This window comes from Streptomyces sp. NPDC007929 (assembly GCF_042959065.1).
Lineage (GTDB): Bacteria > Actinomycetota > Actinomycetes > Streptomycetales > Streptomycetaceae > Streptomyces.
Genome location: NZ_JBIBKD010000013.1, coordinates 137,465 through 148,859 on the forward strand (window position 1 = coordinate 137,465; position 11,395 = coordinate 148,859).

Sequence of the window (11,395 nt, forward strand, 5' to 3'; positions counted from 1 at the left end):
CTATGAATCAGTCAACAGATGCCGTATATGCGCTGTCAAGCAGGTAAACAAGGGGCAAGAGGGCATCGGGAGCGCGGTGGATCACCGCACCGAATATTGACTCATGAATCAGTACCGCCATACGGTCCCCACGGGGTCCGCCCACCCGTCGGCGTGCTCGCCGGTGCACGGGCCCGGCGCCCTGATCACGCACGGACGGAAGGAAGACGACATGACGCAGCGGGTACAGGGGGTCGTGGCCCTGGAGAAGGACGGCCCGGTACGGGTGGAGACGGTCCTGGTGCCGGACGCGGGTCCGGGCGAGGCGGTGGTGCGCGTCCAGGCCTGCGGGGTGTGCCACACCGACCTGCACTACCGGCAGGGCGGGATCGGCGACGACTTCCCGTTCCTGCTCGGCCACGAGGCCGCCGGAGTCGTGGAGCAGGTGGGCCCCGGCGTCACCGAGGTCGAGCCCGGTGACTTCGTGATCCTCAACTGGCGTGCCGTCTGCGGGCGCTGCCGGGCCTGCCTGCGCGGCCGGCCCTGGTACTGCTTCGACACCCACAACGCCCGGCAGCGGATGACCCTGGAGGACGGGCGCGAGCTCTCTGCGGCGCTGGGGATCGGCGCGTTCGCCGAGAAGACACTGGTGGCCGCCGGACAGTGCACCAAGGTCGACCCGGAGGTCGCGCCGGCCGTGGCCGGTCTGCTCGGCTGCGGCGTCATGGCGGGCATCGGCGCCGCGATCAACACCGGCAGCGTCGGCCGGGGCGACAGTGTCGCCGTCATCGGCTGCGGCGGTGTCGGTGACGCCGCGATCGTCGGGGCCCGGCTGGCCGGCGCAGCCCGGATCATCGCCGTGGACATCGACGACCGCAAGCTCGAGACCGCCCGGTCCATGGGCGCCACCCACACCGTCAACTCCCGCGACACCGAGCCGGTCGGCGCCATCCGTGACCTGACCGGCGGTTTCGGCGCTGACGTCGTCATCGACGCCGTCGGCCGCCCCGAGACCTACCGGCAGGCCTTCTACGCCCGTGACCTCGCGGGCACGGTCGTCCTCGTCGGTGTGCCCACGCCCGAGCTGCAGCTGGAACTGCCGCTGCTGGACGTGTTCGGCCGCGGCGGCTCCCTGAAGTCGTCCTGGTACGGCGACTGCCTGCCCTCGCGCGACTTCCCGATGCTGGTCGACCTGCACCGGCAGGGGCGGATCGACCTCGGGGCGTTCGTCACCGAGACCATCGGCCTGGACGGGGTGGAGGACGCCTTCGCGCGGATGAAGGACGGCGACGTCCTGCGCTCGGTGGTCGTGCTGTGAGCGGCGTGCGCATCGAACGGCTGGTCACCGCGGGGGAGTTCACCCTGGACGGCGGCTCCTGGCAGGTCGAGAACAACATCTGGGTCGTCGGGGACGACACCGAGGCGATCGTCATCGACCCCGCCCACGACGCCGGGGCCGTGCTCGGCCTGCTCGGCGGACGCGCCCTGCGGGCCGTGGTGTGCACCCACGCGCACAACGACCACATCGCCGCCGCCCCCGCTCTGGCCGCCGCGACCGGCGCCCCGGTGCTGCTGCACCCCGACGATCTGCCGCTGTGGGAGCTCACCCACCCCGACCGGCTGCCCGACGGGGAGCTGCACGACGGACAGACGCTGAGCGTGGCGGGCACCGACCTCACGGTGCTCCACACCCCGGGTCACGCGCCGGGAGCGGTGTGCCTCCACGCCCCCGCGCTGTCTACGGTCTTCACCGGCGACACGCTCTTCCAGGGCGGCCCCGGGGCGACGGGACGGCTGTACTCCAGCTTCCCGCTCATCATCGAGTCCATCCGGGAGCGGCTGCTGAACCTCCCCGCGGGCACGGAGGTCCGCACCGGGCACGGGGAGCCCACCACCATCGGCGCCGAGGCCCCCCACCTCCAGGACTGGATCCGGCGGGGCCACTAGCAACCTGCCGGGTCCCCCCTTCGCTCACCGCCGCGGGCCCAGCGCCTCCGGGTCGATGCCGAGTTCCGCGGCGGTGCGCTCACGCATCCACTGCATGGCCTCGTCGCGCTTCAGGGCTCCTCGCCGCGCGACCATCTGCACGGCGAGGCCGTCGAGGAACAGCGTGATCCGCCAGGTCGCCGCCCGGGCGTCCGCGCAGTGGAAGTCGCCGCTGGCCATGCCCTCCTCGATCAGCGAGGTGAAGATCTTCTTCCATTCGCCGTCCAGGTCCTGCATGACCTCCATCAGGCCACGGTCGCGCAGCCCGGCGGAGTAGCCGTCGATCCACAGCCGCCAGCCCGGCACCGCCTTGGCGGCGGGGCTGTAGACCCGCAGCAGCGCCTTCAGCCGGGTCACGACCGGGGCGGGACGCGAGAGCACGGCCCGGGCCGCGTCCAGCTCGTTGCGCGCGGCGTGCGCGAACGTCGCCTCGATCAACTGCTCCTTGGTCTCGAAGTGGTAGTAGATCAAGCCGCTGCTCACGCCGAGGGCGCCCGCCACATCCGTGATGCGGGTCGCCGCTATACCGCGCTGCTTGATCTGCTCCACCGTCGCGTCGAGGATCTCCTCGCGCCGCAGGACAACTTTTTTACGGACCACGCCGGTCACCATATCGCTCATCGAGAATGAGCCTTTCGCCGAGGCAGAATGATTGACACGTCAGTCAGCAAGGTACGTCTTGTAGCGATCGAATCCGTCAGTGGCCGGGCGATGCTCCGGTGGCGTCTCCGCTGTCTGGCTCTCCCCGTCGAAGCAGGGCTGGACTGGGATGATAACCCTGAACGAGGCGGTCGGGGTGGGGTCCGGGTGGGGTTCTCAGTCTCTGAGCTGACTTATGGGTCAGTCAGGCAACAGGCAGAAGACGGGCTGCGGAACTCTTGACGGGCCCGGAGGCTCTCTCTACTGTCGCGGTGTCTGCCAGAGCTTTCCGCCCGAGCGTAGTCGCACCGGGCCCGCGCAACCGGGCCCACACGACAGGAGAGCGATCGTGAGGGAACAGGCCTTCATCACCGTCCGCCGCTTACCGGCGACCACCCCGCCGTCAGCGACCATCCCGCCGTCCGTCGCGGGCGAGCCGACCGCTCGCTAGCCCCGGACCTTCGTCTCCCGCTCCGTGACCACCGCGTTCGCGAGCCGCGGATCCCGCGCACCGGACTCGTACCGCGACCCGGGCCCCCTGCCTCCCGCAGCGGCCGGCCACCTCGAGTACACCACCATCCACGTGAGGGCGGACGGCCGTCGTTCGGCCACCGCCCGCTCCCGACCCCCGGCCCGGCGCCGGCACGCGCCGTCCGGCGCCGCGGCGGAGCCAGGAGAGGACCAGAGGTTATGCACCACGACGATGTGGCCGGCGGCAGGTCCTGCCGCCGGCCGGGGATACGGCGGCACCCCCGTCGCGAAAGCCACCACCGCCCGACGGACCCACCCCCGGCCCCGACCACGAACGCCAGGGCCACGAACGCCAGGGCCACGGATGTCCGGGCCACCGCCGCGGCCGTCGGCACCGTCGACGGCCGTGTGCCGGGCGGCCCGGTCCGCCCCGGCGCCGGACCTCTGCGTACGGAGTGGCGATGAGCGGCCTGACTGTCACCTCGCCCGTCGCCGCCAAGGCCGCCCCCGAGGCGGTCGGTACCGCGACGGCCCCCGCCGGCCGCCGGCTGTGGCTCACCGGTGTGCTGCTGCTGTCGGCCCTGGCCCTGCTCGCCCTCCTCGCGCCGCTGACCGGCTCGCCCTACCGCATCCACACCTCGTCGCTGACCCAGCAGGGACTGCCCGGCGGACTGGGGACGGCCGGGCACCTGCTCGGGACGGACGCCATCGGCCGGGACATGCTCGCCCGGGCCGCCTACGGGCTGCGCTCCACCCTGATCATCGCCGCCCTCGCCAACCTGGCCTCCGTGGGCCTCGGCACCGTCGTCGGCCTGGTCGCCGGCTTCTACCGGGGCTGGATCGACCAGGTGCTGATGCGGCTCGTCGACGTCTTCCTGTCCGTGCCCACCGTGCTGTCCGGCCTCGCGCTCGCGAGCATCGTGGGACGCGGCCGCACCGGCGCCATCGTCGTCATCACCGCCCTGTACTGGGCCTGGACGGCCCGTCTCGTGCACGGCGAGGTGACCCGGCTGCGCTCGCGCGGCTACGTCGAGGCCGCCCTCGCGCACGGCGTACCGCCGCGGACCGTGCTGCGCCGGCACGTCCTGCCCCACCTGTCGACGATCCTGCTGAACGTCGCCGCCCTCAACGGCGCCTCCGTCGTGGTCGTCGGCGCCGGACTGTCCTTCCTCGGCGCCGGCATCCAGCCGCCCACCCCCGAGCTCGGCAACCTCCTCGCCGACGGCTCCAACAGCATGATGTACGCCCCGCACACCCTGGTCGTCCCACTCGTCCTCGTCATCGCGACGGTCCTGGCCTTCGTACTCATCGCCGAAGGGCTCAACCGGCGCAACCCTCTCTCGAAGAGACACTCATGGCTCGACGCATAGGCATCCGCATCCTCCTGGGTCTGCTCACCGTCTTCGCGGTGCTGCTGCTGACCTTCGTGCTCCAGTACGTGCTGCCCGGCGACCCGGCCCGCTCCATCGCCGGTCCCAAGGCGAGCGCCGAGGTGCTGGCACAGATCCGGGAGCAGCTGCACCTGAACGACCCGCTGCTCAGCCAGCTGGGTCACTACCTGGCCGGGGCGGCCACCGGCGACCTCGGCACCTCGTACGCCAAGGACGCCCCCGTGCTGTCCCTGATCCTCGACCGCATCCCCGCGACCGCCATGCTGGCCGCCGCCGCGCTGGCCATCGAACTCGTCCTCGGCACCCTGTGGGGCACCTGGGAGGCGCTGCGGCCCAAGCGCAGCTGGCTGCTGGCCACCTTCCACGTCGGCCTGCTGTCCGTGCCCGCGTTCTCCCTCGGCTTCGCCCTGCTGCTGCTGTTCGCCTACGAGATCCCGCTGTTCCCCATCGACGGCGGCACCGGCCTGGCCAAGATCGTGCTGCCCGCCATCACCCTCGGCGTCCTGGGCGCCCCCTTCTACGCCAACGTCGTACGCGACAGCATGCGCGACACGCTCGCCTCGCCCTACGTGCGCACCGCGGTCGGCAAGGGGCTGCGCCGGCGGCGGATCCTGCTGCGGCACGTCACCCGCAACACCGCCTCCCCGGTGGTGACCATGCTCGGCATGGACGTGGCGATCTTCTTCTCCAGCGTCGTCTTCGTCGAGAAGATCTTCGCCTGGCCGGGCGTCGGCCTGCTGCAGACCGAGGCGTTCGCCAACCTGGACCGTCCGCTGCTCACCGGCACGGTGGTCGTGGTCGCCGTCATCGTCGTCCTCGGCAACCTGACCGCCGACATCACCCGCATGTTCATCGACCCGCGCGTCAAGACGGAGGCGCTGTGACCGTACTGGACTCCGCCCCGGTCGCGCTGGGCGACGATGTGCGCATCGACGGGCTCACCGTCGCCTACGGCACCACCCCCGCGCTGCGCGACGCGCATCTGAACATCCCCGCCGGCACCACCACCGCCCTGGTCGGCGAGTCCGGCTCGGGCAAGTCCACGCTCGCCCTCGCGGCGAGCCGGCTGCTCCCGCAGGACGCGCGCATCACCGCCGGATCGGTGCACGTCGGCGACACCGACCTCGCCGCGCTGCGCGGCCGGTCGCTGCGCGAGGCCCGGGGGAGTGTGGCGGCCTACCTCGCCCAGGACGCGTCCGTCGCCCTCAACCCCGTGGTGCGCGTGGGCGCGCAGATCGCCGAGGTGCACCGGGTCCGGCACGGCGCCGGCCGCCGCGAGGCCGCCGAACTCGCCGTGCGCAACCTCGCCGACGTCGGCATCCCCGACCCCGCGCGCGTCGCGCGCTGCTACCCGCACGAACTGTCGGGCGGCATGCGCCAGCGGACCGTCATCGCCATCGCGCTGGCCTTCCGCCCCCGGCTGCTCATCGCCGACGAGCCGACCACCGCCCTCGACGTCACCGTCCAGGCGGAGATCCTCGCCCTGGTGGGCCGCCTCCAGCAGCAGTGCGGACTGACCGTCCTGTGGATCACCCACGACATGTCCGTGGTCGCCGAGATCGCCGATCACGTCGCCGTGATGTACGGCGGGCGGATCGTCGAACAGGGCGATGTGGTCTCGCTGTTCGAGGACGCCCGCCACCCGTACACCCAGGCCCTGCTGCGCTGCTTCCAGGAGGGGCGCACCGCGCGGCCCAAGCAGATCTTCACCACCATCACCGGCTCACCGCCGACCGGGGGAGTTCCCGGCGGCTGCCCCTTCCATCCCCGCTGCCCCAAGGCGGACGGCGACCGCTGCCGGACCGTCCTGCCCGAACCCCGCCTGCTCGGCGCGGACCGCCAGGCGGCCTGTCACCATCTGGAGCTTCCCTCATGACGACCGGGGAACAGCCGCCGCTGCTCAGCGTGCGGGGCGTCACCAAGAAGTTCGGTTCCTTCACCGCCCTCGACGACGTCAGCCTCGACCTGAGTCCGGGCACCACCGCGAGCCTGGTCGGCGAGTCCGGCTCGGGCAAGTCCACCCTGGCCCGGGTCATCGTGGGACTGGAGTCCGTCGACTCCGGCCGGGTGCACTACCGCGGCGCGCCCGTGCGGGGCCGCAAGGCCCGGCGGGAGTTCCGCCGCAGCGTCGGCATGGTCTTCCAGGACCCCTACGAGTCCATCGACCCGCGCTTCACCCTCGGCGACGTCGTGGCCGAACCGCTGCGCGCCCACGGCATGTACGGCAAGAACGGCAGACAGCGGGTGCGCGAACTGCTGGAGTCCGTCGGCATGGGCTCCGTCGACCCGGACTCCTACCCGCACAAGCTCTCCGGCGGCCAGCGCCAGCGCGTCTGCATCGCCCGCGCCCTGGCCACCGGCCCCGACCTGCTGGTCTGCGACGAACCGACCTCGGCGCTGGACGTCTCCGTACAGGCGCAGATCCTCAACCTGCTGCTGCGCCTGCAACAGGAGCACGGGCTGGCCTACCTCTTCATCACCCACGACCTCGACGTGGTCCGGCGCATCAGTGACGAGGTCCACGTCCTCTACCGGGGCTCGGTCGTGGAACACGGACCCGCCCTGACGGTCATCGACGACGCCCAGCACCCCTACACCCAGAAGCTGCTGGGCGCGGTGCTGTCGGACTCCCCGCGCACCCGGCGCGTCGGCAGGGCGCTGAGCGGCTGTCAGGTCGCGGCCGCGGAGGAGGCCGGCTGACCCGGCACCCGCCCTTCTTCCCTCACCGCTCCTCCTCACCGGCCTCTCCCGTCCCGCTGGGCGGGGGCGAGGAGGTGCCGGAGGGATCGGGCCCGTCCGGGGGAGGGACGGAGGACGACCGGCTCGCCGCGGGAGACACCTCGCCGGAGCCGCTGGGTGAGGGCGACGGCGACGGCCCGGTGTCCGAGGCCGACGGCGAGGGGCCGCCGGAGCGGCTGCCGCTCGGCCCGGGGACGGTCTCGGGCGCGGGCGTGCCGGAGAAGTGGTCGATCCAGGCCAGCACGGTGTCGGCATAACGGCCCGACCTGTTGTAGGTGAGGATCGCCGTGCGCAGCTGCCGCCGGTCGGACAGGTCCGGGCTCGCGGCGCACAGATAGCGCCCGGCGCTCAGCGCCGCGTCGTACATGTTGTGCGGGTTCGCCGTCCCGTCGTCGTTGCCGTCCGTGCCCCACACCGCCCAGGTGCCGGGGATGAACTGCATGGGCCCGACCGCCCGGTCCCACCGGGTGTCCCCGTCCAGCCGCCCGTCGTCGGTGTCCTCGACCGCGCCGACCCCGTCGCCGTCGAGGACGGGCCCGAGGACGGGCTCGACGGTGTCACCGCCCGCGGTGAGCGCGCCGCCGCGCGCCTGGCCGGACTCGACCTGGCCGATGCCGGCCAGCACCTGCCACCGCAGCCGGCACGACGGCTGGGACCGGCCGACGCGGCTCTCGGCCTCCGCATAGGCCCGGTAGACGGTGGTGGGCAGGACGGCGCCCGTGGCGGTCACCGTGCGGGAGGAATCCGCGGAAGGGGAAGGGGCGGGCGAGGGGGCGGGGGAGGGCCCCGGCGCGGGAGGCGCGGCCGTGTCGAAGGGCCGGGGCAGGGACTGGACACCGCTGCCCGTGGTGTCGACCGGCGGGTCCGGGGCGCGGCGCTCGTACACCGTCGCGCCGACCGTCACCAGCGTGGCCGCCACCGCGACCGCGGCGAAGCCCTGTGTGGCGCGCTGAATCGCCTCCGCCATCCGTCATGTCCCCCGCGGTCGACCGCCGGGCGGCGCGTCCGTCGGCGACGGCCGGCTCCCGGCCCGGTGCCCGCGGCCCGTGCCGCGGCGCACCCTGCCTCGTCATGCTCGCAATCCGCGGTGGCCCGTGCGTGACCCGGCGGGGAGGGCGACGGGGCAGGGCCCGGTGCCCGAACGGGCAGCGGCAAGGCCGGTGTCCGCCGCCCGGGCCGTCATGGGCGCGGGACACCGGCCGTGACCGGCGGTCCGGCCCCTTCGTGCAGATCACCGGGCCCTTATCGACGCCCCGCCGTCGCTACGTCCCTCACGCCGGGGCAGTGAAAGCTGACCGGGTGGGCGCCATCGTATTGCTGCTGGACGACGACGAGTCGGCCGTTCCCGGAGAGGAGACCCGGCGGGCGGCGCAGATCTGCAACTCCGGTTCCGTGGTGGACCGGTTCGAGCTGGACATCGTCGGCGACGCCAAGGACTGGATCCGCGTCGAACCGTCGGAGGTCAACGTCTTCCCCGACCAGTCCGTCGGTGTGGAGCTGGTGTTCACTCCGCCCCGGTCGGCCGATCTCCCGGCCGGGAAGGTGCCGTTCGCGCTGCGGGTGATGTCGCACGAGGACATCGAGGGCTCGGTGGTCGAGGAGACCAGCGTGAGCGTCGGTGCCTTCACCGACTTCGACGTGCGCCTGACCCCCACGACCAGGAGGGCCCGGTTCGGGGCGCGCTTCCACGCGGTCGTCGACAACCGGGGCAACGCCCCGCTGCGGGTGCGGATGTATGCCTCCGACCGGGATTCGGCCCTGCGCTTCACCTTCGTCTACCCCGAGACGGAGGTCGCCCACGGCAAGGGCGCGCTCGTCCCGGTCAAGGCCACGCCCCTGACCCGGCGGTGGCGGGGGGCCGATCTGGCGCTGCCGTTCCAGGTGCTGGTGGTGCACCACGGCGATGACGCGGTGCAGGAGCGGACCGCGGACGCCGCGGTCGTCCAGGCGCCCCTGCTCTCCGACGCGGTGGTGAAGTTCGTGATGGCGGTGACAGCCGCCGTGCTGGCCCTGATCGCGCTGTGGCTGTTCGTCCTCAAACCCAGTGTCGAGTCCGAGGCCCGCAAGCAACTGCCCCCGGTGGCCGACCCGGCTGACGGTGCCTCGGGGTCCCCGTCGCCCTCGAACGGCACCAGCCCGGGGCCGTCCCCCTCGGGGCCGTCGCCGTCGCCCGGGGGAGCGGACCCGCCCCCCGCGCCGCCCCCGCCCGTCGGCAGCGGCGGCCAGGGCGGGGCCGGGCAGCCCTCCGGCGCGGGCGACGGCGCGGACCGGGAGGGCCCGGACGGCAGGGACGGCCGGGCCTTCGACCAGCGCATCGAGGCGGACGTGACGCCCTCGGCCGCGTTCGACACCCGGGCCCGCTACACCGTGCCCGAGGACGCCACGCTCTTCGTCAGCGACGTCGTCTTCGAGAACGTCGCCGCGGACAAGGGCGTCATCAGGCTCCAGCGCGGGGACACGGTGCTGCGCCGGCTCGCCCTCGACACCTTCAGCAACGAGGAGGAGCACTACGACGAGCCCATCCGCTTCGGACCCGGCGAGGAGGTCGTCCTCGCCGTCAGCTGCCGCACGCCCGGCACGCTCGTCGAGCCCGCCGGCGCGAAGAGCTGCACCCCGGCCGCCTACTTCTCCGGCCGCCTGGTCACCACGTCATGACACGGCCGCGCCCGGCAGGCCGGTCGAGAAGAGAGGAACGAGGACGACATGCCCGGATCACCCGCGGCGGCCTTCGGCGACCGCATCGTCGGCACGGACACGCACATCGTGATGGTGCCCTCGGCCGGAGGCCCGGTCCCCACCCCCGTGGCGCTGCCGTTCACCGGCCCCCTGGTGCAGGGCTGCTGTCCCAGCGTGCTGATCGCGGGCAGGCCGGCCGCGACCGAGGGCAGTGTCGCGCTCAACTCCCCGCCGCACGTACCGCCGGCGGGGGTCTTCCGTACCCCGCCCGACAACAGGGGCACGGTCTCGCGCGGCAGCGCCACGGTGTTCATCGGCGGCCGGCCGGCGGCCCGCGCCCAGGACCCCGCCACGACCTGCAACGATCCCGCGCTCCAGCACACCTCGCGCGTGGTCGCCTCCGCCACGGTCCTGATCGGCTGACGGTGTTCCCGGTCAGCCGGCCAATTTCCTCATCCGCCGACCGCGCGGGCGTCCGAACGCCCCGTCCGGCTGCGGTAGTTCAGCGGCGCGAGCCCCGTGACGGCCTTGAACTGCCTGCTGAACAGGAAGGAGTCGGTGTATCCCAGCTCCGCGGCCACCTGCGCGACCGACCGGTCGTGCCGCTGGAGCAGCACGGCGGCCCGCTGGACGCGCCGGGCGACGATCCACTCCCGGGGCGGCATGCCGAAGGTGCGGCGGAAGACCCGCGAGAAGTAGTCGGGGGACAGCCCGGCGATCCGCGCCAGATCGGAGACCCGGGGCCGCTGGGCGAGGGTGCTGTCCACGTAGTCCTCGACGGCGTACCGCGCCGAGGCGCTGAGCAGCACACCGTCCGGCCGCCAGCTCGCCCGCCGGAACAGCGCGGAGAACAGCACGAGCAGCAGACCGCGTACGAGTTCGTCCCGGTAGGGCTGCGTGGACGGCAGCTCCGCCGTCAGCGCGTCGAACCCGGCCCGCAGGTCCCAGGCGTCCTCCAGACACAGGGCGGGGCCGAGCGGGGCGTCGGTGGCCGGGTCGCCGGTCAGGCGGAAGCGGTGGACGGTGGTGGGCCGGAGTCCGGCGCCGCGCAGCACGAAGGGCGTGCCGGGGCGGATCCACAGCACGCTGCCCGCGGTGAGCGGCCGGTGCTCCCCGTGCGCCGACACGGTGCAGGCCCCCGCGGCGACGAACTGGACGAGGTGGTCGGGCAGCCCGGTGGGGTACTCCAGGCTCCAGCCGGCGGCGAGATCGTGCAGTCCGTGCAGCGGCCCGGGCCGGGAGACGACCCGCTGTGCGCCGACACCGCCCAGCCAGGTGCGCAGGGTGTCCTCGTCCGGATCCGGCGGGCCGGGAGGGGAGGGCGTCGCGGGAACGGGGGACCGTGGGGTGAGCACGGGTGTGACAGAACGATTCAGCATGGTTCTCTCCATGCTGGTCACGCCGGACGGCGACGCACTGGCAGGAACTGCCAGTTACCGTGGGTAGCAGTGAGGGGGTCCGGCGGCTGGGCGCGATGTGCCCCGGGAGTGACTAACATTTTCCGCCAGGGAACG

Annotated in this window: 11 protein-coding genes; 8 read left to right on the forward strand and 3 right to left on the reverse strand. The window is 73.0% G+C overall.

Annotated elements, in window-relative coordinates; genetic code table 11:
- Window positions 1–211 precede the first annotated feature (211 nt).
- Both ACFZDE_RS34360 and ACFZDE_RS34365 read left to right on the forward strand, forming a co-directional pair.
- Window positions 212–1,297 carry an S-(hydroxymethyl)mycothiol dehydrogenase gene (locus ACFZDE_RS34360; protein WP_391005257.1) on the forward strand — a complete coding sequence of 362 codons (1,086 nt, stop codon included), beginning with the start codon at window positions 212–214 and terminating at the stop codon, window positions 1,295–1,297.
- A 5-nt stretch (window positions 1,298–1,302) separates the two neighbouring features.
- A complete protein-coding gene (locus ACFZDE_RS34365; RefSeq protein WP_391206946.1) occupies window positions 1,303–1,926 on the forward strand; it encodes an MBL fold metallo-hydrolase in 624 nt (207 codons plus the stop codon).
- Between the two features lie 24 nt (window positions 1,927–1,950).
- Here ACFZDE_RS34365 and ACFZDE_RS34370 read toward each other — a convergent pair whose 3' ends face one another.
- Window positions 1,951–2,586, reverse strand: a complete 636-nt coding sequence (locus ACFZDE_RS34370) for a TetR family transcriptional regulator C-terminal domain-containing protein (RefSeq protein WP_391005261.1) — start codon at window positions 2,584–2,586, stop codon at window positions 1,951–1,953.
- 950 nt (window positions 2,587–3,536) lie between these two features.
- Here ACFZDE_RS34370 and ACFZDE_RS34375 point away from each other — a divergent pair.
- The 4 genes from ACFZDE_RS34375 to ACFZDE_RS34390 are packed head-to-tail and all read left to right on the forward strand — an operon-like array spanning window position 3,537 to window position 7,166.
- Window positions 3,537–4,445 (forward strand): ABC transporter permease subunit, encoded by a 909-nt coding sequence (locus ACFZDE_RS34375; protein ID WP_391005263.1) that lies wholly within the window; start codon window positions 3,537–3,539, stop codon window positions 4,443–4,445.
- The gene (locus tag ACFZDE_RS34380) at window positions 4,430–5,350 is read left to right on the forward strand and encodes an ABC transporter permease subunit (protein WP_391005265.1); all 921 of its coding nucleotides are present in this window, start codon (window positions 4,430–4,432) and stop codon (window positions 5,348–5,350) included. Before ACFZDE_RS34375 ends, ACFZDE_RS34380 begins: the two co-directional genes overlap by 16 nt.
- Window positions 5,347–6,342: an oligopeptide/dipeptide ABC transporter ATP-binding protein gene (locus ACFZDE_RS34385; RefSeq protein ID WP_391206949.1), complete on the forward strand. Its 996-nt coding sequence runs from the start codon at window positions 5,347–5,349 to the stop codon at window positions 6,340–6,342. Before ACFZDE_RS34380 ends, ACFZDE_RS34385 begins: the two co-directional genes overlap by 4 nt.
- Entirely contained in the window at window positions 6,339–7,166 is an 828-nt protein-coding gene (locus tag ACFZDE_RS34390; RefSeq protein WP_391005269.1) for an ATP-binding cassette domain-containing protein, read from the forward strand. Before ACFZDE_RS34385 ends, ACFZDE_RS34390 begins: the two co-directional genes overlap by 4 nt.
- Before the next feature lie 22 nt (window positions 7,167–7,188).
- Here the strand turns inward: ACFZDE_RS34390 and ACFZDE_RS34395 are convergent, their stop codons facing one another.
- Window positions 7,189–8,172 carry a lytic transglycosylase domain-containing protein gene (locus tag ACFZDE_RS34395; RefSeq protein WP_391206953.1) on the reverse strand — a complete coding sequence of 328 codons (984 nt, stop codon included), beginning with the start codon at window positions 8,170–8,172 and terminating at the stop codon, window positions 7,189–7,191.
- Window positions 8,173–8,504: 332 nt separating this feature from the next.
- On the opposite strand from ACFZDE_RS34395, the gene ACFZDE_RS34400 reads away from it, so the two are divergent.
- On the forward strand, window positions 8,505–9,860 hold the full coding sequence (locus ACFZDE_RS34400) for a hypothetical protein (RefSeq protein WP_391206956.1): 1,356 nt from the start codon (window positions 8,505–8,507) through the stop codon (window positions 9,858–9,860).
- A 48-nt stretch (window positions 9,861–9,908) separates the two neighbouring features.
- The gene (locus ACFZDE_RS34405) at window positions 9,909–10,304 is read left to right on the forward strand and encodes a PAAR domain-containing protein (protein WP_391005275.1); all 396 of its coding nucleotides are present in this window, start codon (window positions 9,909–9,911) and stop codon (window positions 10,302–10,304) included.
- Between the two features lie 29 nt (window positions 10,305–10,333).
- Here ACFZDE_RS34405 and ACFZDE_RS34410 read toward each other — a convergent pair whose 3' ends face one another.
- Complete coding sequence (locus tag ACFZDE_RS34410) at window positions 10,334–11,260, reverse strand: helix-turn-helix domain-containing protein (protein WP_391206967.1); 927 nt, start codon at window positions 11,258–11,260, stop codon at window positions 10,334–10,336.
- Between the last annotated feature and the right edge of the window lie 135 nt (window positions 11,261–11,395).

What these genes read in the sequence shown, in the direction of transcription:
- ACFZDE_RS34360 (WP_391005257.1), top strand. Translation starts at nt 212, where the DNA reads ATGACGCAGCGGGTACAGGGGGTCGTGGCCCTGGAGAAGGACGGCCCG.
- ACFZDE_RS34370 (WP_391005261.1), bottom strand. Translation starts at nt 2,586, where the DNA reads ATGAGCGATATGGTGACCGGCGTGGTCCGTAAAAAAGTTGTCCTGCGG.
- ACFZDE_RS34375 (WP_391005263.1), top strand. Translation starts at nt 3,537, where the DNA reads ATGAGCGGCCTGACTGTCACCTCGCCCGTCGCCGCCAAGGCCGCCCCC.
- ACFZDE_RS34380 (WP_391005265.1), top strand. Translation starts at nt 4,430, where the DNA reads ATGGCTCGACGCATAGGCATCCGCATCCTCCTGGGTCTGCTCACCGTC.
- ACFZDE_RS34390 (WP_391005269.1), top strand. Translation starts at nt 6,339, where the DNA reads ATGACGACCGGGGAACAGCCGCCGCTGCTCAGCGTGCGGGGCGTCACC.
- ACFZDE_RS34395 (WP_391206953.1), bottom strand. Translation starts at nt 8,172, where the DNA reads ATGGCGGAGGCGATTCAGCGCGCCACACAGGGCTTCGCCGCGGTCGCG.
- ACFZDE_RS34405 (WP_391005275.1), top strand. Translation starts at nt 9,909, where the DNA reads ATGCCCGGATCACCCGCGGCGGCCTTCGGCGACCGCATCGTCGGCACG.
- ACFZDE_RS34410 (WP_391206967.1), bottom strand. Translation starts at nt 11,260, where the DNA reads ATGCTGAATCGTTCTGTCACACCCGTGCTCACCCCACGGTCCCCCGTT.